Source organism: Paenibacillus sp. oral taxon 786 str. D14 (genome assembly GCF_000159955.1).
GTDB classification, from domain to species: Bacteria; Bacillota; Bacilli; order Paenibacillales; family Paenibacillaceae; genus Fontibacillus; species Fontibacillus phoenicis.
Genome location: NZ_GG695972.1, coordinates 31,866 through 52,928, shown reverse-complemented (window position 1 = coordinate 52,928; position 21,063 = coordinate 31,866). Strand labels below are relative to the sequence as shown.

Genomic DNA, 21,063 nt, shown 5'->3' with positions numbered 1-21,063 from the left:
GAGAACATGGCGTAATCCTCGGCAAAACAGGGTAATTCTTATCGAATCTATTTCCCCAGATACAACCTGCGGAATTCGAGGGGATACACCCCCTCCATTCGCTTGAATTGCTTGCTGAAGTAGTTCGAATCCCCGTACCCGACCATCTCGGAGATTTCATAGATTTTATAGGTTTGGTCCTTCAGCAGCTCCCGGGCCCGGTCCATGCGGATTCGGGTGAGATGGTCCATGATCGTTTGCCCGGTCTCTTTCTTGAACAGGATGCTCAGGTAGTTCTCCGTAAACCCGACGAGCTTAGCCAGCTCTGATACCTTCAGCGGCTGGTTGTACTGCTTGCTGATGACATCCAGAACAACCTGGATCTCCGGGCGGACATGCTGATGGGAAAGCGACCGAATATAATTGAGATACATCGGCAGCCAGCCTCTGCACCACAAGTAGATATCCTCCAACGTCTCCAGGCTGCGCACGGCAGAATACGGATACATCTCCTCGTGCAGCGGAGCCGAATACAGGTCCCCGCCAAGCCGTCGGGCAAAGCCGTCCATCAGATGGATCCAGTGCACCCAATTTTCCCGCTCGACATCCGGTGACAATTTGGGACCATCTAGAACGGAACGGTACCACCGGTCCAGATAATCCAACAGTGCTGCCTCGTCGCGAATGTCCAACAACTTCTCCCATTGCTCCTGAAGCCACGGCGCTGAACTGGCGTCCGGTTCGGCGTAATGGATACGGTCAAAATACACCAAAGCTTCCGTCCCGACGTAAAAACGGTATGCGAGGGCTTTCTCCGCTTGGTCGTAAGCTTGATGCAGGTCCAGAATATCCTCAAACGGACTGGATACCCCCACGCTGGCTGACAGCTTCAGGAAGGTGGACACGGCATCCTGCATCTCCCGAACCATCGCTTCCTGATAGCGGTCGGTCAGGATCGTAAACAGCCCGTCTCCCATGTCGAGCAGTTCGCCATCGGAATATTTTTTGAACACCTCGCTGAGGATGTTGGCAACCGTGTAATGCAGTAAGTGCTCGCTGCGGAAATTGTTCTCCTCCAGCACCTTCGGATACCGATCCAGCCGAAGGCTGATCACGTAAATCGGCGGCTCGTAGGCACGCAAGCCAAACTCCTGCATCATTTCTTCCACTTCGGCGCGCGTGCCTTGCCGTTTGATTAAGAGTTCTCTCAGCCGCTTCTCCTTGGCTTCCCTGCTGTATTTACTGACCTTGACTTGCAATCGCGAAGTCTCCAGCGACTGCTCCGCTTCCTGGCGGATCATCTCCTTCATGGAGTTGAGCTTATCCATTAATTCTGAGGGCTCCATCGTTAGCTTGAGGATATAGTCGGCCGCCCCAAGCCGCAACGCCCTCTGGACGTATTCGAAATCGTTGTGGTTGGAGAGAATCAAGCATTTCGTTCGCGGCGACAGCTTACGGATCTCTTCCATCAGCTGCAGCCCGTCACACCCGGGCATTCGGATATCAGTCAGGACGATGTCGCAGGGATTGTCTTTCAGCAGCCTTAGCGCTTCCTCCCCGTTGGCGGCCTCCCCAATCAATTCAAATCCATTGTCTTCCCAAGGAATGATCGTCTTTAACCCGATACGCACGAGGATTTCATCATCGACAATCAATACTTTAATCATCAATCGTTCTCCTTTCGATCCGCATCGCGGGAGAAGGGATTCTGATCCGCAAGAGCCTGGCGATCCAACCGCGGAAGCCGGATCTTGACGCGAGTTCCTTGCCCAATCATGCTGCTCATTTCCAGGCCGAAGTCTTGTCCGAAGTGCAGCTTGATACGTTCATTCACGTTATAGATGCCAATACCGCTGTATCTCGAATGGTCCTGGTTCAACTGACTGGACAGTTCTTTCAGTTTCGCCTCAGCGATCCCTACGCCGTTGTCGGAGACCGTCAGCACTAATCCTTGCTCCGTCTCCTCGCCTTGAATGCCGATGGCAAGCGGCGTCCGCCCGCCATGGATGATGGCATTTTCGACGATCGGCTGCAGGGTGAATTTCAGAATCGCGTTGGACCTGAGCTCATCCGGCACATCCACCTCGAACTGGACATTATCATGGAAGCGAATTTTTTGCAGATCAAGGTACACCTTCAGATAGGTTAATTCCTCCTCCAGGGTGACAACCTCTTGCTGTGTTTTCATCGTATATTCCAGCAGTCGGCCCAAATTGGTAATCATTTTGCCCACATGCTCTGCGCCGGACAAAGCGGCCATCCACTTAATGGAGTTGAGCGTGTTGAACAGGAAATGCGGGTTGATTTGCGCTTGTAGCGCCTGAAACCGAGCTTCCTCCTTGCGTTGCTGCTCCTTGGACAGCCGATCAATTAACTGCTGTAATCGCGTTAGCATTCGATTATAGTGCTTGCCAACGATCGCAATTTCGTCGTCTCCATTCACTTCCACATAGGCCTGCAGGTCGCCATCGCCTAGCTTGTTCATCGAGCGGACTAACTGTTGCAAAGGCTTCGTGAAGCGAATCATAAAGTAAATGAACACGATGGAAAACAGAATCGAGGCGCCCATCAGCCAGAGGATCGATTGGTTGCGCAGGCCGCCCAGCCTCTGCTGGTACAGCGTCTGCGGAATGAGCTGGATCACCTGCCAACCCAGCCGAGGGATTTCCTCGCGGTTTACAGAGTAATCGCCAAACGAAGCCGCTCCCTCTTGAGCCTGACGCGTGTCGGCACTTCGAATCTTTTCCAGCAGCTTTGTCGTTTGTTCATCGTTTAGCGGCGAGGCTCCGCCAAGCAGGCGGCCTTCCCCATCCGTCAGCAAGAAGCTCCCGCCGCCCTTCGTCTGCGCCGGAAGATTCCCAAAAAAAGCCGAGCTGGGAATCCCAATCATGAGCAGGTCCTCCCCTTCTTGCTGCCTCCCAATGATCCGGCGGCTCATCGTGAAATAAGGCTCGTTTAAGTCGGTCAGCTTGCTGATTTCCCCGGTATACGGATATTGCCAAACTGGCCAGCCTTTGCGCGCCCTCGTTAATTCCGCCCACGACTCTTCGCTTAGCTTATGGAGCAGCTCCTTCTTTCTACTGCGGTTATTGGGCCCGTAAGCCGTCGAATGCACGTAGCCCCGGTCGTCGATCACCGCGATGATCGCATTGCTGTCCAGCAGGATGTCGCGAATATTAACCAATTTTTGCTGAATGTTGTTATAACGTCGCAGGGACATGTAATTCGTCTCCCAGTCTGCCTCCGACTCCAGAAATTCGTTAAATTCCGGGTCGTTCATAATTAAGTTGGAAGCCTTCAGCACCCGTTCACTCAGATCGTCCATATTGCCGACCACCTGACGCAGCGCTTCTTCATTGCCGCTCCGGGCTTCGTCCATGACGACACGACTCGACGACGTATAGTAGTAATAAAAAATCGTTACGATTGGAATCACGATGCAAACAAAAAAAGAGACCAAGATCTTCCCCCGAATCGAGCGGGAAGGAACATTTAGTCTTTTCATAGGAAACGACCTTCTTTATTCATGGGGATATGAACCTAACATAGCATATCGAATGTCTTTGAAAAGGGGGGATTGTTGACAACTTCCTGCTATTTCTTTGTTATTTGCCTTCGTATTGTAGCATAGCCTCCTACTTTTATCCTAACCTTCTTCCTCCCCGCTCTACACCTGCATCTTCAATGCATAAATATACAAAATAACGTGTCCAACGGTTTGATGGATCTGGAAATTCGCAGTATGATTAAAAAGCTGAGACTAGATACAAGGAGGTCGAAGAATAACAATAACCTTTTCTCGGAAAGGACGGGATGCCCGATGCGGGGAAAAACCTTGTTGCTTAGCCACATGAAGTCGCATTTTCCGCTGTATTTGACGGCTGCGCTATGTCTGACGGCCGCCAATGTGACGTATTCGTATTTCCCGAAGGTCCTGGGGGATTTTACGGATCACCTCCAGCAAGGCGGGCTGACGAGAAGCGGAGTGGGCCGATACGCGCTGACTCTGGCTGCCATCGCCGTCGTTTATGGCCTGTGCTTCGGATTCGGGCAGTACATGAATCATCGCCTGGGGCGAATGTTCGAATTTCGTGCCCGGAACCAGTTGTTTCGGCATTTTACTCAATTAAGCGAAGCGTTCTTCTCGAAACACGGGATCGGCAAGCTGCTCAGCTACGTGATGAATGACGTCACCGGCGTGCGGGAGTCGATCGCCAACGGGTTGAACCAATTAACCAATGCGTCGGTGTTGTTGATCTCCGTCATTACGATGATGACAGTCAGCGATATTCCGGCGCTTTTGATCGTGGTATGTGTTTTGCCGCTGCTTGCGATCCCGTTTATCGTAAGCGGATTCGGCCCCAAAATCCGCGATAACTCGCGGAAGGTGCAGGAGTCGCTTGCAGCGATGACGGAAGCCGCGGAAGAACAATTTGAAGGCATCAAAGTGACGAAGAGCTTCGCGACCGAAGAGATTGCCCGCGCCCGGTTTGGGCAAACCGTGGACCGCATCCTAAGCAGCCAGCTGTCGCTGGTCCGGATGAGCTCGCTATTTCAGGTGCTGCTGCCGTTTACCGGCGCGGTTTCCATGGCCGTGGCCATCGCTTACGGCGGCCTGCTCGTCTCGCGTGGCGAGCTGTCGCTCGGCAATTTTGTTGCCTTAACCTTATACCTGCGGATGATAATGAACCCGCTTCGGCTCATCGGCAACGTGATTAACTTCATGCAGCGTGCGCGTGCTTCACTTGACCGGCTGAACCACCTGCTGTCTATGAAGCCGGACATCTACGATGAAACCGGGGCCCTGCCGCTGCCGGAGGATCCGCGCAGCCTCAGCATCGAGATCCGCGGATTGACCTTCACCTATCCGGACGCTGCCCGCGCCTCACTGCAGGACATTCATCTCCGGCTCAACCCCGGAGAAACGCTGGGTATCGTGGGCCGGACCGGCAGCGGTAAAACGACGCTCGTCAAGCTGCTGCTGCGGGTATACGATCCTCCCCGCGGCACGATCTTCATCGGCGGCCGCGATATCCGAAGCTTGAGGCTGGAGAGCCTGCGTACCCGGATTGCCTACGTGCCGCAGGACGGTTTCCTGTTCAGCACGACGCTCCGCGACAACATCGCCTTCTTCGACCGAACCTCCGAGCTGCGCAAAGTGGAGGATGCCTCAAGGCTGGCGGATCTCTATGACAACGTTATAAAATTCCCGAAGCGGTTTGATACCGAGCTGGGCGAACGCGGCTTGACGTTGTCCGGCGGGCAGCGCCAGCGGACCAGCTTGGCCCGAGGGCTGATCAAGGACGCTCCGATCCTGCTGCTCGACGACAGCGTCAGTGCGGTAGATTCCGTAACGGAGACGCGTATCCTCTCCAATCTGCAGGAAGTCCGTAAGGGAAAAACAACGCTGATCATCGCCCACCGCATCAGTGCGGTGAAACATGCCGACCGCATTCTCGTGCTGGACAACGGGCGGATTGCCGAGCAAGGAACGCATGAGCAGCTGCTGCAAGCCGGGGGCTTGTACGCTGACCTGCATCACCTGCAGGAAGGAGACGATCGCGATGTCAACTAATTCCGAAACGGCCGATACCCGCAGGAAATACGAGGTGACTCCGGAGCAGCGGCGGAAGGCGTTTGCGGCGCTGCTCGCCTATGCCAAACCGCACCGGAAAGCGTTCCTCGCCGTGTTTGGCTTTGCATTTCTGGCCATTTCCGCTGACTTGCTGCAGCCGTTCCTGATCAAATATGCCATCGATGAGAAGGTGCTGTTTGGCGTACACGGACCAAGCATCCTGCTTGGCCTCGCTTTGGCCTACCTCGCGCTTGAGGCGGTGAGCGGCGTGTTCTCTTATTGGCAGGCAAACCTGCTGCAACGGGCCGGGCAAAGCATCGTCGCCTTGCTGCGCAAAGACCTGTTTAAACAGATCACAAGGCAGTCGATGTCCTTCTTCGATCGCAACTCGGCTGGCGGCCTCGTCACGAATGAGTCAAGTGATACAGAGACGATCAACCAGTTTTTTACCCAGGTGCTGTTGAGTCTGGTCCGCGACGGATTATCGCTCATCTTGGTTGTCGTCTTTATGTTTGCGCTAGATGTCGAGCTGGCCTTATATTGTTTAATTCTCTTTCCAATCATCACGGTCATTGCGATCGCCTTCCGCAAGTATTTGCGCACCAGCTATCAGCGGGCCCGCTCGCTGCTGTCCCGGCTCATCGCGTTTACGGCCGAAAATCTGAGCGGGATGAGCTTGATTCAGTCGTTCCATCAAGAAGGGGAGCAAACATCCCGCTTCGGGGAGCGGAACACCGCTTATTTGAAGGCGAATCTGCGGGAAGTGCAGGCCACGGTCCTGTTTAACCGTTCCTTTGATGTGCTTGGCAATTTGTCGGTGGCCTTCGTCGTTTGGATCGGCGGCTTCGCGGTGCTGGGCCATCGCATCGAATTTGGCGTGCTGTACGCCTTCATCAGCTATATCCGCCAATTCTTTCAACCGATCAACCAGATTACCCAGCAGTGGAATACGCTGCAGTCCACCATCGTATCGGTAGATCGCCTGTGGCGAATCTTCTCCGCTGAGCCGGAGGTGAAAGACCCTGCGCCGGAGGAAGCCAAGACGTTGCCGGCCCAGGCGGTTCGCGGGCGGATCGATTTCAATCACATCCGCTTCTCATACACGGAAGGCCAGGAGGTGCTGCATGGCCTCGACCTTCATGTGCGAGAAGGAGAGTTCATCGGCATCGTAGGCACGACCGGCGCAGGCAAGAGCTCCCTGGTAAACCTGCTGACGCGGTTCTATGACGTAGACGATGGCAGCGTCGAAATCGACGGCACGGACATTCGCCGCCTGCCGCAAGCCTCGCTGCATCGCATCGTCGGACTGGTGCAGCAGGACCCGTTCTTGTTCGCCGGGTCCATTATTGACAACGTCCGCCTCTTCCGCGAAGACATCAGCCGCGAAGAAGTGATCGAAGCCTGCCGGCGCATCGGCGCAGAGCCCATGATCACGCGGCTGAAGGACGGCTACGACACCCGGTTGTCCAATCGGGGCAGCGGACTGTCCGCCGGAGAGCGCCAGTTGATCTCCTTCGCACGGATCCTGGTCTTCCGTCCGAAAATCCTCATTCTCGATGAAGCGACGGCGAACCTGGATTCCCAAACCGAGCTGTTGATCCAGCATGCCTTAAGCGTGGTGTCGGCTGGCCGGACAACGCTGGTCATCGCGCACCGGCTGTCCACCGTCCAGCACGCTGACCGCATCCTCGTGATCCAAAGCGGTCGGATCGCCGAGCAGGGCACGCACGAAACGTTGCTGGCCCGCGGCGGCTACTATGCGGAGCTGGTACGCCACTCACGGCAAGGTCGTGTGGAGTTGCAGCAGCTAGCGCCGCGCAGGTAAATCTATCAGGTATCATGCCTAAGGGCTGGTCCGAATGGAATCGGGCCAGCCCTTTTTTATAACCTGCACCTCCCCACCTTGTTCGCAATACTATAGTTGTAAAGTCTATCTTAGGTGGATGACCTGGAGATGATTTACACCGCACTTGGGGATTCCATTACGTATGGCGATAACGCTTCCTCGCCGCGGCTGGCCTATCCTCAGTTGATCGTATCGGATTATAATCGCTCTAACCCCCGGCCTATCCGGGGTTATGTATTAGCCCGGTCCGGCTGGACCAGCAGCAATCTGCTGGACGCCGTGCTGTGGCAAGGCTCGGACATGATTAGAAGCTCCTCTGTCGTATCGGTCTGGATTGGCGGCGTCGATTTGGCAAATTCGGCGATTACGCCGCTTGTGAATGGCGGTCCGTTTCCGAATATGGAGCTGCTCTTCCAATTCCGCCGGAATCTGAGCGCCATCCTGGAGCGTATCCGCAAAACCAGCTCCGCCCGGATCGTATGCTGCACGCAGTACAACCCGTTCCCGAGCAGTTCACTTGCCGTCGAGTGGATCGGCCGCCTGAACCAGACGACTCATGGCATCGCCGCCGCTTACGGCGCCAAAGTCGCACCGGCGCACAAATGGTTCGAAGGGAAGCAAGCAGAACTGATCGACGGGTACCGAGGAGGCCAATTGGAGGACATCCTCGGCGGAACGCTGCCGATTCATCCGAACAATCGGGGGCATCGGGTGATTGCGAGCGGCCTTGCGCCCTATCTTTTTCCTAAAACCAATGTGTCTTCGAAGAAAAAATAGCCGGGATGCTCCCGCATCCCGGACTTCCCGCATACTTCCACGGATTCCCCGGCTTATCTGGCGACTTCATCGTCCGTGACATCGTTGAAGAACTTAAACGCATAGATGGCGCAAATGCCGACGAGCGTGTAGATGATCCGCGACATGGTCGAATCTTGCCCGCCGAAAATGCCTGCCACTAAGTCATATTGAAAGAGCCCCACCAACAGCCAGTTTAATCCGCCCACAATCAGTAGTGCGAGCGCTATTGCGTTTAACGTTTTCATTCCGGGCCAACTCCTCGATCGAATTTTTTATTCATTAGTTAAATTTCCAAGTTGCCCAAAATTTATTCAGGTGCCGGCAAATATCACGAAACGGGCCAAAAACTGAGGAACAAGCACAGGCAGCGCACCAAATTCGGAAGTAAGATATATCGAGCAAAACGTCTACCGTAAAAATTTTAGCACCGAGGTGATCCTTGCATGGCAAGTTCGGCAAACATTCGCAAACGTGCGAAACAGCTGAAGGGCCAGCCGGTTCGCGTGGTATTGCAAGACGGGCGTTCTTATATCGGATGGATCGCCGGGCTGGATCCGAACGGCCTGCTTCTCTCCGTGCCCCCGCGCGGCAAGAAGAAAACGAAGAAAAAAACGGCAGCCCGCAGCAAAAAAGCACGGTCATCGGCCATCCAGCAGCCATTTGACAGTGGCTTCCCAAGGGATCCCCGCTTCGTCGAGGGCATTCGTCCCAGCGTCGGCTGGGGTTTAGGCGGCGTGCCCATGGGATATGGCCCTGGCGGCAATTGGGGTAGACCCCGGGAACTGAGCTATGGCGGAAGCTTTAACGGAGGATGGGGAAGACCTCAAGGTTATTATGGCTTTAGCGGAATGCCGGGAAGACCCGGTCCCAGACCTTATGGCTATGGCTTCGCTGGAGGGCCAGGGCGTCCGCGCAGACCCGGGCTGTTTGGCTTTGGCGGATCAAGCGGAAGCGAGGGCTCCGGCGGAACGCAGGAGCAGAACACGGAGAGCTCTCCTTTGGAAAGACCCCGCCGGCCAGCCATTCTCGGAATGGTGCAAAAAGTGCAAAAATACGTGCCCCTGATGAAGATGGGCTATAACGCCATCAAATCGATTATCCCGTTGTTTAACGGCATCAAAGCCTTGATGGTCTGACCTATTAGGAATGGCTCCAAACAACAAAGAGACGCAAATCCTGCGTCTCTTTGTCTATTACTTGCGGCGGTTCTTCGAAAATCGGGTATACACGATCAAAGCGGCGAGCATCATCGCCACGAATCCGATATTCCCGGCAGCTTCAGTCGACATTCCAAACAAGATGCAAAGGTTCGTCACCAAACCGTTGGTCAGCAGCGCGATCAAGATCAAAAATACCGGCCGCCACAAGTTATATCCTCTCATACCGCGACACTCCTGCCCCTTTATTTTCAACGAATCTATGATTTCATGTTAGTAGCATTTTACCATAAGTAGAGAGCGTTTGCATTTTTACGGGGTGCGGCCGGCTCACGGTAAGTTTTTTCATAGACACTCCCCGCAGGCTGGTTTGTATAATCAGTAAGATTGTTATTTTCATGGAAGGAGCAAAGACATGTGGTTTCTATTTGCACTACTGACGTCTCTAGCTTGGGGGAGTGCCGATCTGTTCTATAAAAAAGGCAGCGACAGCCGGGACCCGTTCAGTCATCTGAAAATCGTCGTCATGGTGGGTCTGGTGATGGGGATTCACGGCACAGCTTATCTGTTGATCCAAGGGCTGTCCTTTGATCCGATCGATATGATTCGTTATTTGCCGGTATCGGCGCTGTACATCTTATCGATGGCGATCGGCTACTTCGGGCTCCGGTACATCGAGCTTTCCATCGCATCGCCGGTACAGAACTCGTCCGGGGCGGCGACAGCGATCCTGCTGTATCTGTTCTTCCCCCATGATCTCGGATGGATGGACATTACAGGGGTAGCGATCATTACCTTCGGCGTTGTAGGGCTGGCCATTCTGGAGAAGCAGGAAGAGCGAATGGCTCTGAAATCCGGGACTGAGAACCTTAACGCCAAATATCAAATCGGCGTGATGGCGATCACCTTTCCGCTGCTGTACTGTCTGCTTGACGGCTTAGGCACGTTTGCCGACGGCATTTATCTGGACGAGCTGAAGCTGATTGGGGAAGATGCTGCACTTCTGGCTTACGAGTTCACGTTTTTCCTGTGTGCTGCGGTGGTCTATATCTACTTGGTTGCGGTCAAAAAACAGCGGTTCAACCTCTGGAGAGAACGCGTCAAAGGCGTTGCCGCGATCTTCGAGACGGCCGGCCAGTTCTTCTACGTATTCGCTATGGCCAGCAACGCCATCGTGGCGGCTCCGCTGATCGCTTCGTACAGCGTCTTCTCGGTGATTTTATCCCGCCTGTTCCTTAAAGAACGGCTCAGCCGGCTGCAATATGCAGTCATCGTACTCGTGCTGGCGGGGATCGCCTTGCTTGGCTTGGCGGACGAGCTGTAGGGTGAGGCGCGGGACCTCGGCAAGGCGAGCATCGGGCCGAGTGAGGGGCTGAGTGAGGGGCCGCGTAACGAGTTGGCCGCAGTAGCTATTGCTGTAACTGCTTGCCTTAACACGTAACGGACCGTAATGACCTTATTCGCACATTTCCCGGGTATTTCCCAGTGTAACGGACTTCACGGGCCTTATTCGGCTTGGAGAGCTGCAATTCACGGTGACTACCCTGAAATAACGTCATCTCTGTCCGTTACGTTCCAGAAGTCCCCGATGGCTCCCTATTAACGTCTCTAGTGTCCGTTAGAACACCCTGCCTTCCCTCCTATGGACTACCTCCGGTTCGCTTATGGTATACTGCTAATATTATGCCGAATGCGAGGTACTCCATCATGTGGAAGGAATTTAAAGCCTTTGCGCTCAAAGGGAACGTGCTTGATCTGGCCATCGGGGTGATTATTGGTGCCGCCTTCGGAAACATCGTGACTTCCCTGGTCAACGACATGCTGATGCCGGTTATCGGGTTGCTGGTAGGCGGTATTAACTTGAAAGAGTTACAGTTTCAATACGGAGACACGGTGTTGAAATACGGAGCTTTCCTGCAAACCGTCATCGATTTCTTTATTGTCTCCTTCTCCATCTTCCTCTTCGTCAAGGGTATCAACAAACTGAGACGCAAAGAGAAAGAGGAGCCCAAGTCCGAAGCGCCGCCCGCCCCTTCCAAAGAAGAGGTGCTGCTGGCCGAAATCCGTGATTTGTTAAAGCAAAGAGCGTTGGAGGAGAAGTGACTCCTTTGAAGCCAAAAAACCCGCCCGAGCCGTTTACGCTCAGGCGGGTTTTCTCGTATGACGCCTACACCAGCTTCTGCCCGCAATTCGGACAGAAGTTCGCGCCTTCGTTCTTATTCCCGCAGTTGGGACAGAAGTTCGGCCGCTTAGAGTCCGCTTCCGAGGCGGAAGGCGCTGCAGGTTGCGACGGTTGGCTCGCCCCCGAGTTTTGCGACTGGGACTGCGGCTGCGGATGATCTTTCCCCTGACCCGGTTCCGGATTCAGGTTTTTCATCATTTCCTTGGCCAGGTTCATCCCCATCATCATCCCCGCCATATCCGAAGCGGCCCCGCCGCCTTGCACCTTGCCTGAGGCGATGCCGTCCGTCATGCTGACCTGCTGGTATTTCGCTAAATTGCCGATCATTTCATGCGACGCCGTCTTCGTGATCATCTCTTGAATTTCCTTCGGATAACTGAAGCTCATCACCTGGAAGCCTGTGATGGCCAACCCGTCGTCCATGACCTGCATATCGAGGTCTTCCCGGATGCCCCGCGCGATCTCTGCAGCGTTGGCCTGCAGATTAAACATATCTTTGCCTTCCCGGCTGATCCATTTCATTAGCAGTTGATCGAGCACGGAGGTGATCCGAAGCTTGACGTCCTCCACCAAATAGCTTTGCTTAACGCCTGCAATCTTATCGATTAAAGTCACATAGTCGTTGACCTTGAAGTTAAACGTGCCGTTCGCACGAATCGGCATTCCGCCGGGGAGCTGCGGCGTAGGGATTAACACCGGATTTTGCGTGCCCCACCGGACGGTAAACTCCTTCGTATTGACGAACAACACCTCAACCCGCATCCCGCTGTTGAAGCCAAACTTAAACCCCTTCAGCGTGGACAGAAACGGCACGATCTCCGAGGCAATGTTATATTCGCCTTCCTCCTTAAAAATCCCCTCGATTTTCCCGTTATTCATAAAAATCGCGTCCTGCCCCGAGCGGATGATCAGCTTACTCCCTTTTTTAATTTCACGGTTGCTCCATTTCCAGAAAATCATGTCGTCCCGGAATTCTTCCCATTCCACGACATTGGCAAATTGGCTCTTAAAAAAACTCATCAGCTCTTCCTGCCCCTTCCTTTAAAATGATCCTCGGCTTCCGCTATGGGAGTGTCCGCCGCTGGTTGTACCGCCGCCGCCACCTCCACTGCCGCCACCGCCGCCGCTGTTGCTGCTCTCAATCTTCGTCTTCGTTACCGTCGTATGCAGATAATTGTCTTGTCGCCAAATGACGCCAGAATTGGCCGAATCCTCATAGGTTCGACCGCTCACCGTGATCCGACCGCCGCTTCGGAACGCCATCATGAAGACGACCCCCGCCCCGATCACCAGTGCAATCACAAGCTGAATGCCGGTGTTGAACAGCGGGTTATCCGGATTCACCCCCGGCCGAAACTCCGCGTACCGGTAGGCCGTGCGTATGTATTCTGCAAACGCACCGTGATAATCGCCTGCGGACAGCATCGGGGTAATCTTGTTGCGGATTTTGTCCAAACGGCTGTCGTCCAGGTATTTCTCCCCTTTATAGAACCCTGCCAGATATAGATCCCGGTTCAGCATATCCAACGTCAAAATCACGGCGTTGCCATGCGGTTTGTCGTAACCCGGAGCCCGTTCATCGTAGAAATCCTCCGTCAGCTTCACAACATCCTCGCCTTCAGGATTGTCCGTGGTATAGATGATGATGTCGAGCTCTCTTTTGGGCCCATATTCATTCGCCAACGCGTTTAGGTCTTCAATTTCTCCCGGAGAGAGAAGTTCGGCCTCGTCATAAATCAGCTGCTTATTCGCAAGCGGCGATTCAGCCTGAGCCGTTAACGGGGTCAGCATATTTAGCATGATCAAGAGCAGCAACGAGTACACCACGACCCATCGCTTGTTCATAAGAATACGCCTCCCCACAGCCAGGCCAATATTTTAAGTCCAACAAAAGAGAGGGCCGAAACGCCGGCAAACCATGCCGCCATTTTCCCTTTGCTTAGCGGCGGCTTTCCGACCACTTTGCCTGTTTGGCCGTTCATCGCGAACGTGTACTGCTTCCCCTTGTAGTTGTAATAGACCATCCAGACCGGAAGCAGCACATAATTCGCTCGTTTGACCGTCGTGTCGATCTGTTTGTCCACGTAGCTTACCGTCGTGTATTCGGAAACGGTTGAAGAAATATAGGATTCGATATAAGGCATCGTTTTTTCCCGAGCTCTCGGGGTAAGCTGCTCGCTGGTATAGTTGTATTTTTCAGCAATGTATCCCGCAAGATATGGCGTCTTAAACGTCTTTAATTGGTCGTAGGGAAAAGGCTCCAGCTTATCCATCAGCTCATCGTCCATCTTCGCCGAGGCATCGATCGGCAGCCGGACATAATTCAGCCGAATTCTCCGGTAAAACTCGTAATGATCCGTTTCGGTATATTGATAATCGCCTCGGCGATAGCTTCTTACCTTCGTTCCTCGGCCGCGAACATCGATATTGTTCAGCAAATCGTACAGCCAGAACGGCACGTACATTCCGGTAATCCCCTGGATGCGGTTCGCGGTCATGAAGCCGCGGGGCGTAAGCAGCCCTTTTCGGCACCATTTCTTGAAAGCCGCCATCGCTTCTTCCTTGCTGATCGCAAAAGGGATCACCTGCTGCGGCGCCAGCTTCCCGGTCAGGCGATCGCTAAGCACCACAGCGGAACCGCAAAAGCTGCACGTCGTTGCGCTGGTTTCCGGCTCCGTTACGATGACCGCCCCGCAGCTTTCGCAGTGGTATTCCCGAACCTCGTCCTCCGTGAACACCTGTTGCTTCAATGGGTCGGGAAGTTGTTCGATGTTGTCCTTGCGACCGCAGCTTGGACAGGACAGCATACCTGTTGTGCTGTCAAACGTCATGCCGCTGCCGCAGCTCGGACATTTGTATTCAATGACCGGCAAATCGTTCACCTCAATCCATCCAAAATCAAGTTCAGGTAGCTCATTTATTTAATTTCGCCTTGAGCGCCGCTAGTTCATCTTCAGGAGTCGATGCTGTTGCTTCCTCCGGCTTCGCTCCCGCAGCATTGCTCTTCTCCAGCTCCGCGAAGATAGCGTCCAGATCGTCTTCCTGCGATCCCGCCCGAAGCTCCGCCAAAGCCATCGCTTCATTCAACGCTTGATCGGCCTTCGCCTCCAGCTCGCGAAGCGCCGCTTCTGTTCCCCCAGCAGCCTGGGCCTTGTTCAACGCAGCGGCCTCTGCCAGCTTGCTCTTAAGCGTCGCTTGCCGCGCTTCCAGCTTCTGCAGATCGGAGACCAGCCTCTCCTCCATCTGCTTCATCTGGGCGGCCTGATTCGCTGCTTGCTCATAGGCCGTCTGCAGCTCCTGCAGCCGTTCCGCCTGCTTCGCCTTCCGCTCCAGGAATTTTAGCGCGGCAGATTCATCGCCCGATTCCACCGCCTTCTCCGCATACCGTTGCAGCTTCCGGACTTCCTCGGCACATTCGTCCAGCGCGCGCTTCGCCCGGTCTTCCGCCGCCTGAACCGCAGCTGACTCCGCCTTGACCTGCCCTAAATCCAGCCGTAATTGACGCAGGTATTCATCCACCGTCGCCGCCGGATCCTGCGAACCCTCCAGCATGGCGGAAAGATTCGACCGCATCACATCTTTAAATCTCGACAACATCCCCACTTCCCGTCCCTCCTTCAGTTGGTCACTTACTTAATAATACATCAGATCCAACCGATTGGTTTCATTGCGGTACCAAAGGCAGGGCAAAATAAAAACGCCCCTAAGGGCGTTATCCCGTACAAGCGTTATCGCAGACCGCATGAACCATGGGATCAACCGATCCTCAAATTCGCAAATGGCGTTCTAGTGATTTGGCTGCTCTTTTTTCTCGGAATATGCGATCAGATTGACCTTCTCTCCGATGGACTGCTCGATTTTTTCTTCCAGCTTCCGAATCTCCTGAACTAACGACTCCCGGCCTTCCAGATCCGTGAATACGTAATCTTGCTGCATGATGCACGCTCCTCCCTGTTTTTTAGGTAACTTGCGCGGAAAAGCGTGGTTCTATGCAGGCGAGGTTGGCAAGCCCCCTACTTGGCCGCTGTGTGATTTGCGAAGATCGGCACCATCCGCCGCTTCCCGTCTCGAAACACTGCCATCTCCTTGTATCCCTGATCGATCGCATCGGCCAAGGCCGTATCAAGCAGCGTACCGATATCGTCCGGAAAATGAGCGTCCGAGGATAACGTCAACGGGACCCCGTAATGGGCTAATACGGACAGGAACAATGGGCTTGGGCAACTCTCCGCAATAGGATAGCGGTATGCGAGACCGGTATTGATCTCCGTGGCTACGCCGCTTCGCGCCATTTCCTTGGCGATGCTCCGGTAATACGGCAGCAGCTTCTTCTCATCGGCCGGCCGGAACCCAAACACCTTCAAGTTATCCGGGTGCGCGATGATGTGAAACAACCCTGAGACGCAGGCCTGCCGCAGCAATTCATAATAATCTGCGTACGTTTGCACGGGGTCCCGGCCGTCGAAGCCTGTCTTGACCTCCGGGTTGTCGAACCCCCATCCTTCCAGGAAATGCACCGAGCCAATCACGTAATCCCAATCATAACCCGCCAAAATTTCGCCCAACTCCGCTTCGCCGCCGGGGAAGAAATCCGCCTCGATGCCAAGCGCGAGATCGGGCCGCGTCTTCTTCGCTTCCGTCACAAAGTCAACGAAATCCTGGATGGAAGCTACGCACACCTGATCCAACCAGGCCCGTTGCAGCTTGCCAACCCGGCTGTCGTCCAGCAGCATGTGTTTTTCGTAATATGGCCGACACTCCCGGAACCGGTATAAATGATCAACGACGCCAAACTCCTGAATTCCGCGTTCGCGTCCCCGGATCAAGTAGCGATCCAACCACTCTTCGCTATAACATCCCTTCTCCATCCGCCGGGACAACAGCTTTGTCATTTCCTCGGCATATTCGATCGTATGATGCCCCAAGGCCGGATCCGGCCCCGGCTCGGTCGCCGCCAACCCTTGCAGTGTACGCGAAAGCCAGCGCAAGGAATACGGACCTTCCTCCAGATGAAAATGCATATCAACCTTCATCCGCAAACTCCTCCTGTCTACTCCCATTTCACCATGGCCTCGGAAGGCTCGATTCCTAGATAATGGCACATCAGCGGAGCCAAGTAGAGCTGTGACAGCCCCTGATCGCCCTGGAGCTTCGGCGAAGGAATCGGCAGCTCACCAAACACATACAGCGGAACGTTGCGCTCCTCCGGCTGAGTGCCGCCGTGTTGCCCCATCGCGTTCATCCCGTGATCGGATGTGACGATAATCTCATACCCTTGCGATCTCCACAGCGGTACCAGCGTAGCCAGAATCCCATCCACCGTCCGGACGGCGCCCTCATACTGCTTGCTTTCCCCGCCGTGCTTATGCCCCATATCGTCGATGTTCATCGAATGGATATACAGGAAGTTGGGGTCGTACGTTGTGCGCAAATGCTCCGCATCAAGGAACAGATGGCTGTCCGGATAGTGATCCTCGAAATAAAAAATCCCGTGCTGTATCGGCTGCTTCTCGTCATGCTGATGCCGGTCGGTCACCGGGTTAAACGGCGCACGGTTGTACAGCTCGCTAACCCAGTGGTACGCGGCGGCAGCCGTTCGTAATCCCGCGGTGATGGCAAGGTGAAACACGCTTTGCTCCCGGCTTAGCCTGCTGATATGGTTCGCCGTAATGCCGTTTCGGGCCACCGGCGTACCGGTCAGCAGCACTTCATAGAGCGGGCGCGATAGGCTCGGCAGCTGCGACTGCACTTGATAGCAGGCCGCCTCCCCTTGCTCTACAAGATGCTCCATATACCCGAGATACTTGCGGGCCGCATCATATCTTAATCCATCCAGCACAACCACAACGAGCTTCTTGGCTTCTGCTTCTGCCTTTGCGAATGACATCCATCTCTCTCTCCCTTCAGTTAGTGGCCTCGATCCATTGAATGCGATGGCCGCGCAGCTTCTGCAGCCATTCCTTCGGGGCGGCAACGTCGCTGACAATGGCGTGTACTTGGCTCAGCGGCACGATCTCCACGAATGCTTCCTTGCCCAGCTTTGACGCATCAGCCAGCACAATCGTACGGGATGCCGCCTCGATCATCCGGCGCGACATGCCCGTTTCATCGACGTCATAATCGCTGATCCCCCGCTCCAAGGATATTCCGCCAATGGAGATAAACGCCTTGTCGACCCGGAATTGCGACAGAATGTGCTCGCCAATTGTCCCCGATAACGACTGCTGCTCCGGATTTAATTCCCCGCCGACCACAAAAATCTTCCCGGAAAACCTCCCGCCATTCAGCGACTCCATCAGGTGATACGCCACCGCCAGCGAGTTCGTCAGGATCGTCAGCCGCTCCCGACCGGCGATCGCCTTGGCCATCTCCAGCGTTGTCGTCCCGATGTCGATGGCGATGGTGTCCCCGGATTCGATCAGCTCGGCAGCAGCGCGGCCGATCCGCTCCTTCTCCTCCGCCTTGTCCTTCTGGCGCTGCAAATACGGCGGCTCGTAGCTGGTCAATTTGGGGAGGACCGCACCGCCGTAGACTCTTTTAGCCAAACCTTCTTTCTCCAGCAGGATCAAATCGCGGCGCACGGTCTCCTCCGATACGGTAAAACGATGCGACAGCTCCGGGACCTTCACCTGTCCCTCCTGCTTCAACTGCTCCATAATGACGCGCTTGCGCTCCTCAGATGAAATTGACAACTTGCCTAAGCCCCTTCCTTCTCTAGCTGCAGCAATTGCGCGTGATCCATAACGAGGGTGACAGGGCGGTTCTCCTCGAACCGCCGAGAGCGTCCATCGTTCAGCACATCCACCGTCAGGCGGATGCCGGCGGCATCGATGGCGTAACGAATAACGTTGCCGAGGATCGATGCCGAGTGAACGTTGCCCTCCACGATGGGCTTGCCCGCATGGGCCGGGTCAGCCGCTTGCTCCGGTCCAATAAGCGAGAGCGCCTCCGGCCGGATGGCGTAACTCTCCGCATCGCCGGGCACCGTGCCGAATAGCCGTAACGCTTCGGCCCGCGTCAGCACGTTATAGCTGCCCATGAACCGCGCAACGAACTCCGTTGCGGGCTTGGCGTACAACTCCTCCGGGGTCCCTTGCTGTATGATATTCCCCTGGTTCATCAGGCAGACCCGGTCGGACAAGGTTAACGCTTCTTCCTGATCGTGCGTGACGAAGATCGTGGTCATGTTGAATTGCTTCTGAATCTCGCGGATTTCTGTGCGCAGATTTTTGCGAATTTTCGCATCAAGCGCGCTGAGCGGCTCATCCAACAGCAGCACCTTCGGACGGACGGCCAGGGAACGGGCGAGCGCTACGCGCTGCTGCTGTCCCCCCGACAGCTGTGCGGGATAAGCGTCCCGCTTATCGGTCAAATCGATGAGCTCGAGCAGTTCGCTGGATCTCTGGCGGCGTGCTTCCTTGGCCATGCCGCGCATCCGCATGCCGTATTCGATATTTTCGCGGACCGTCAAATTCGGGAACAAGGCGTACGATTGGAACACCATGCCGATCTCCCGACTGCGGGGAGGCAGGTTGACGATGTCCTTATCGTCCAGCCAGATCTGCCCTTCGTCGATCTCCGTCAGGCCGGCGATGCAGCGCAAGAGCGTGCTTTTTCCGCAACCCGAAGGCCCGAGCAGCGTAACCAGCTCCCCTTCGCGGATATCTAAATTCACACGATTCAGCACCGCCGCCGATCCGAACTGCTTACGGATCCCTTCCAGCTTCAGATATGGCTTCATTCCGAAATCCCCCTGTTTACTTGTTTGCCGAGCTTCATCAAGACCATGGACAACGCCAGAATAAACAAAAAATACGAAATCGCAATCGCGCTGGCCAAATGCCCGCTTTCATTCATCCGCCGCGACAAATACACCTGGATCGTCTGAATATGACCGCCCACCAGCATGTTCGTCATGACAAACTCCCCAAAGAGGACGGAAAAAGACAGCAGCGTCGACGTCACCACCCCCGGCCAGATGTTTGGCAAAATCACGGTCACAAACGCCTTTATGCGGCCGGCGCCCAGCATCTCCGCGGCATTCAGCAGCTCTGGTGCCGATACGGTGAGCAGGCTGTTGCGGATACCCTGATACATATAAGGCAGGACGATGACGAAATACGCGCCGATCAAAATATAAGCGGTCCCCGAAATATTCATCGGGCCGGAGGAATACGCTCGGATCAGCCCCACTGCGGCAACGACGCCGGGCACAGCATAAGGAAGCACGACAATTCCCTTCATGAAGCTCTCCATCCGGGGCAAATAGACGGTGATAATGAACACTGCCGGCAGCATGACGGCTAGGCTAAGCACGATGCTGATCGCGCAGAGGTACAGCGACTTCCATAACGCATCCAGAAAACGCGCATCCTGAAACATCTCACCAAACCATTCCAGCGTCCAGCTTTCCGGCAGAAGGGTTGCTTGCCACTCTTTCGCAAACGCGTAGATCATCGTTGCCAGCAAGGGAAGCAGCAAGTAAATCATGAGCAGCGACATCAGGGTGCGCGGGGCCCAGCCTGCTTTTTTGCTTGAAGTCTGCATCACAATTCCTCCTTCAGCGCAGGCGACTTCAGCTTTGTCCATTTTCGCTGATTGCGGACCTTCTGTTCCGCCGAGCCGGGTTGGAACCGGTGCAGCCGCTGAGTCATCTTGTGGTTCAGATACACCGCCAATAGCGTCGACAGGCCTAGGATTACTGCCAGCGCATTCCCCAGCTGCGGCTCGGTTACAACGTCACCGGAAACCAGGTTGCCAATCCGTACGGCGAGCAGGTTGAAGTTACTTCCGACGAGGGCATAAGCAGTCGCGTAAGCACCCATGGCATTCGCGAATAAAATCCCCAGCGTACCGAACACGGCCGGCAGCAGTACCGGAATCCCGATCGTTCTCCAAAACTGCCAAGGACTTGCACCCAGCAGCGATGCCGCCTCTTTCCATTGCTCACGAATGCCGTAAAACGAAGGGTACAGCAGCAATAAAGCCAGGGGAACCTGGAAATAGACATACACCAACACCAGCCCCGACCAGCTGTATAAGTTAAAACCGGCAAGCACGTCCCAGCCCCACTGCTTAAAGAGCAAAGTAAATACCCCGTTACTCCCCAGCAGAATAATGTACGCGAAGGCGAGCGGTACGCCGGCGAAATTCGATGTCATATTGGACACCATGATCAGACGGTCCCGCATCCTCGGTGCAAATCGCGTCACCGCGTAAGCGCAGGCCAATCCAACGACAATCCCGATCACGCTTGAAAAGACCGAAATCAGCAAGCTGTTCTGAATCGCTTTGAGATAATACTCGCTTTGAAAAATTCGGGTGTAATACCCCAACGTCATTCCGGCGCCGTCCTCCAGGCTGACGCTTCCCGTAATCATTGACACGATTGGCACCAGCTGGAACAGGGCCACCATGACGACGAAAGGAACGAGCCCAAGCAAATACCGGCGATTTTTCCGCTTCACGCCACACCCTCCTTGTTAAAAAAAGGGGCGCCTCCCGTCCAAGACGTTTGACGCACCCC

At 54.9% G+C, this 21,063-nt stretch carries 21 protein-coding genes; 6 read left to right on the top strand and 15 right to left on the bottom strand.

Going from position 1 to position 21,063, the window contains the following annotated elements; genetic code table 11:
- Nucleotides 1-47 precede the first annotated feature (47 nt).
- Both POTG_RS05445 and POTG_RS05440 read right to left on the bottom strand, forming a co-directional pair.
- On the bottom strand, nucleotides 48-1,646 hold the full coding sequence (locus POTG_RS05445) for a response regulator (RefSeq protein WP_036644364.1): 1,599 nt from the start codon (nucleotides 1,644-1,646) through the stop codon (nucleotides 48-50).
- Nucleotides 1,646-3,484, bottom strand: a complete 1,839-nt coding sequence (locus tag POTG_RS05440) for a cache domain-containing sensor histidine kinase (protein ID WP_009223810.1) — start codon at nucleotides 3,482-3,484, stop codon at nucleotides 1,646-1,648. The genes POTG_RS05445 and POTG_RS05440 overlap by 1 nt, the downstream gene beginning before the upstream one ends.
- A gap of 315 nt (nucleotides 3,485-3,799) precedes the next feature.
- On the opposite strand from POTG_RS05440, the gene POTG_RS05435 reads away from it, so the two are divergent.
- The 3 genes from POTG_RS05435 to POTG_RS05425 all read left to right on the top strand — a co-directional run bounded on the left by POTG_RS05435 (nucleotide 3,800) and on the right by POTG_RS05425 (nucleotide 8,177).
- A complete protein-coding gene (locus POTG_RS05435) occupies nucleotides 3,800-5,554 on the top strand; it encodes an ABC transporter ATP-binding protein (RefSeq protein WP_009223809.1) in 1,755 nt (584 codons plus the stop codon).
- Nucleotides 5,544-7,379, top strand: a complete 1,836-nt coding sequence (locus POTG_RS05430; protein WP_009223808.1) for an ABC transporter ATP-binding protein — start codon at nucleotides 5,544-5,546, stop codon at nucleotides 7,377-7,379. Before POTG_RS05435 ends, POTG_RS05430 begins: the two co-directional genes overlap by 11 nt.
- A 129-nt stretch (nucleotides 7,380-7,508) precedes the next feature.
- The gene (locus POTG_RS05425; protein WP_036644361.1) at nucleotides 7,509-8,177 is read left to right on the top strand and encodes an SGNH/GDSL hydrolase family protein; all 669 of its coding nucleotides are present in this window, start codon (nucleotides 7,509-7,511) and stop codon (nucleotides 8,175-8,177) included.
- A 53-nt stretch (nucleotides 8,178-8,230) separates the two neighbouring features.
- On the opposite strand, the gene POTG_RS05420 is transcribed toward POTG_RS05425, so the two are convergent.
- On the bottom strand, nucleotides 8,231-8,443 hold the full coding sequence (locus POTG_RS05420) for a DUF378 domain-containing protein (protein ID WP_009223806.1): 213 nt from the start codon (nucleotides 8,441-8,443) through the stop codon (nucleotides 8,231-8,233).
- A gap of 198 nt (nucleotides 8,444-8,641) precedes the next feature.
- Between POTG_RS05420 and POTG_RS05415 the strand changes: the two genes are divergently transcribed.
- On the top strand, nucleotides 8,642-9,334 hold the full coding sequence (locus POTG_RS05415; RefSeq protein WP_009223805.1) for a hypothetical protein: 693 nt from the start codon (nucleotides 8,642-8,644) through the stop codon (nucleotides 9,332-9,334).
- Between the two features lie 57 nt (nucleotides 9,335-9,391).
- On the opposite strand, the gene POTG_RS05410 is transcribed toward POTG_RS05415, so the two are convergent.
- Nucleotides 9,392-9,580, bottom strand: a complete 189-nt coding sequence (locus POTG_RS05410; RefSeq protein ID WP_036644358.1) for a hypothetical protein — start codon at nucleotides 9,578-9,580, stop codon at nucleotides 9,392-9,394.
- A gap of 190 nt (nucleotides 9,581-9,770) precedes the next feature.
- On the opposite strand from POTG_RS05410, the gene POTG_RS05405 reads away from it, so the two are divergent.
- Both POTG_RS05405 and mscL read left to right on the top strand, forming a co-directional pair.
- Nucleotides 9,771-10,679 carry an EamA family transporter gene (locus POTG_RS05405; RefSeq protein WP_009223804.1) on the top strand — a complete coding sequence of 303 codons (909 nt, stop codon included), beginning with the start codon at nucleotides 9,771-9,773 and terminating at the stop codon, nucleotides 10,677-10,679.
- Between the two features lie 383 nt (nucleotides 10,680-11,062).
- The gene (gene mscL / locus POTG_RS05400) at nucleotides 11,063-11,458 is read left to right on the top strand and encodes a large conductance mechanosensitive channel protein MscL (protein WP_009223803.1); all 396 of its coding nucleotides are present in this window, start codon (nucleotides 11,063-11,065) and stop codon (nucleotides 11,456-11,458) included.
- Nucleotides 11,459-11,522: 64 nt separating this feature from the next.
- Here the strand turns inward: mscL and POTG_RS05395 are convergent, their stop codons facing one another.
- The 11 genes from POTG_RS05395 to POTG_RS05350 all read right to left on the bottom strand — a co-directional run bounded on the left by POTG_RS05395 (nucleotide 11,523) and on the right by POTG_RS05350 (nucleotide 21,004).
- Complete coding sequence (locus POTG_RS05395; RefSeq protein ID WP_009223802.1) at nucleotides 11,523-12,557, bottom strand: SPFH domain-containing protein; 1,035 nt, start codon at nucleotides 12,555-12,557, stop codon at nucleotides 11,523-11,525.
- Nucleotides 12,558-12,578: 21 nt separating this feature from the next.
- Entirely contained in the window at nucleotides 12,579-13,382 is an 804-nt protein-coding gene (locus POTG_RS05390) for a TPM domain-containing protein (protein ID WP_009223801.1), read from the bottom strand.
- A complete protein-coding gene (locus POTG_RS05385) occupies nucleotides 13,379-14,410 on the bottom strand; it encodes a hypothetical protein (protein ID WP_036644504.1) in 1,032 nt (343 codons plus the stop codon). Before POTG_RS05385 ends, POTG_RS05390 begins: the two co-directional genes overlap by 4 nt.
- 40 nt (nucleotides 14,411-14,450) lie before the next feature.
- Nucleotides 14,451-15,140 carry a PspA/IM30 family protein gene (locus POTG_RS05380; RefSeq protein WP_009223799.1) on the bottom strand — a complete coding sequence of 230 codons (690 nt, stop codon included), beginning with the start codon at nucleotides 15,138-15,140 and terminating at the stop codon, nucleotides 14,451-14,453.
- A gap of 183 nt (nucleotides 15,141-15,323) precedes the next feature.
- Nucleotides 15,324-15,473, bottom strand: a complete 150-nt coding sequence (locus POTG_RS23600) for a hypothetical protein (RefSeq protein ID WP_009223798.1) — start codon at nucleotides 15,471-15,473, stop codon at nucleotides 15,324-15,326.
- A gap of 77 nt (nucleotides 15,474-15,550) precedes the next feature.
- Entirely contained in the window at nucleotides 15,551-16,570 is a 1,020-nt protein-coding gene (locus tag POTG_RS05375) for a PHP domain-containing protein (RefSeq protein ID WP_009223797.1), read from the bottom strand.
- Nucleotides 16,571-16,587: 17 nt separating this feature from the next.
- Nucleotides 16,588-17,424: an alkaline phosphatase family protein gene (locus POTG_RS05370; protein ID WP_009223796.1), complete on the bottom strand. Its 837-nt coding sequence runs from the start codon at nucleotides 17,422-17,424 to the stop codon at nucleotides 16,588-16,590.
- A gap of 16 nt (nucleotides 17,425-17,440) precedes the next feature.
- The gene (locus POTG_RS05365) at nucleotides 17,441-18,229 is read right to left on the bottom strand and encodes a DeoR/GlpR family DNA-binding transcription regulator (protein WP_009223795.1); all 789 of its coding nucleotides are present in this window, start codon (nucleotides 18,227-18,229) and stop codon (nucleotides 17,441-17,443) included.
- A 5-nt stretch (nucleotides 18,230-18,234) separates the two neighbouring features.
- On the bottom strand, nucleotides 18,235-19,278 hold the full coding sequence (locus POTG_RS05360) for an ABC transporter ATP-binding protein (RefSeq protein ID WP_009223794.1): 1,044 nt from the start codon (nucleotides 19,276-19,278) through the stop codon (nucleotides 18,235-18,237).
- Nucleotides 19,275-20,084, bottom strand: a complete 810-nt coding sequence (locus POTG_RS05355) for an ABC transporter permease (protein WP_009223793.1) — start codon at nucleotides 20,082-20,084, stop codon at nucleotides 19,275-19,277. Before POTG_RS05355 ends, POTG_RS05360 begins: the two co-directional genes overlap by 4 nt.
- Nucleotides 20,084-21,004, bottom strand: coding sequence for an ABC transporter permease (locus POTG_RS05350; RefSeq protein ID WP_009223792.1), 921 nt, complete (start codon nucleotides 21,002-21,004; stop codon nucleotides 20,084-20,086). The genes POTG_RS05355 and POTG_RS05350 overlap by 1 nt, the downstream gene beginning before the upstream one ends.
- Between the last annotated feature and the right edge of the window lie 59 nt (nucleotides 21,005-21,063).

What these genes read in the sequence shown, in the direction of transcription:
- POTG_RS05445 (WP_036644364.1), bottom strand. Translation starts at nt 1,646, where the DNA reads ATGATTAAAGTATTGATTGTCGATGATGAAATCCTCGTGCGTATCGGG.
- POTG_RS05440 (WP_009223810.1), bottom strand. Translation starts at nt 3,484, where the DNA reads ATGAAAAGACTAAATGTTCCTTCCCGCTCGATTCGGGGGAAGATCTTG.
- POTG_RS05435 (WP_009223809.1), top strand. Translation starts at nt 3,800, where the DNA reads ATGCGGGGAAAAACCTTGTTGCTTAGCCACATGAAGTCGCATTTTCCG.
- POTG_RS05430 (WP_009223808.1), top strand. Translation starts at nt 5,544, where the DNA reads ATGTCAACTAATTCCGAAACGGCCGATACCCGCAGGAAATACGAGGTG.
- POTG_RS05425 (WP_036644361.1), top strand. Translation starts at nt 7,509, where the DNA reads ATGATTTACACCGCACTTGGGGATTCCATTACGTATGGCGATAACGCT.
- POTG_RS05420 (WP_009223806.1), bottom strand. Translation starts at nt 8,443, where the DNA reads ATGAAAACGTTAAACGCAATAGCGCTCGCACTACTGATTGTGGGCGGA.
- POTG_RS05415 (WP_009223805.1), top strand. Translation starts at nt 8,642, where the DNA reads ATGGCAAGTTCGGCAAACATTCGCAAACGTGCGAAACAGCTGAAGGGC.
- POTG_RS05410 (WP_036644358.1), bottom strand. Translation starts at nt 9,580, where the DNA reads ATGAGAGGATATAACTTGTGGCGGCCGGTATTTTTGATCTTGATCGCG.
- POTG_RS05405 (WP_009223804.1), top strand. Translation starts at nt 9,771, where the DNA reads ATGTGGTTTCTATTTGCACTACTGACGTCTCTAGCTTGGGGGAGTGCC.
- mscL (WP_009223803.1), top strand. Translation starts at nt 11,063, where the DNA reads ATGTGGAAGGAATTTAAAGCCTTTGCGCTCAAAGGGAACGTGCTTGAT.
- POTG_RS05395 (WP_009223802.1), bottom strand. Translation starts at nt 12,557, where the DNA reads ATGAGTTTTTTTAAGAGCCAATTTGCCAATGTCGTGGAATGGGAAGAA.
- POTG_RS05390 (WP_009223801.1), bottom strand. Translation starts at nt 13,382, where the DNA reads ATGAACAAGCGATGGGTCGTGGTGTACTCGTTGCTGCTCTTGATCATG.
- POTG_RS23600 (WP_009223798.1), bottom strand. Translation starts at nt 15,473, where the DNA reads ATGCAGCAAGATTACGTATTCACGGATCTGGAAGGCCGGGAGTCGTTA.
- POTG_RS05375 (WP_009223797.1), bottom strand. Translation starts at nt 16,570, where the DNA reads ATGAAGGTTGATATGCATTTTCATCTGGAGGAAGGTCCGTATTCCTTG.
- POTG_RS05370 (WP_009223796.1), bottom strand. Translation starts at nt 17,424, where the DNA reads ATGTCATTCGCAAAGGCAGAAGCAGAAGCCAAGAAGCTCGTTGTGGTT.
- POTG_RS05360 (WP_009223794.1), bottom strand. Translation starts at nt 19,278, where the DNA reads ATGAAGCCATATCTGAAGCTGGAAGGGATCCGTAAGCAGTTCGGATCG.
- POTG_RS05355 (WP_009223793.1), bottom strand. Translation starts at nt 20,084, where the DNA reads ATGCAGACTTCAAGCAAAAAAGCAGGCTGGGCCCCGCGCACCCTGATG.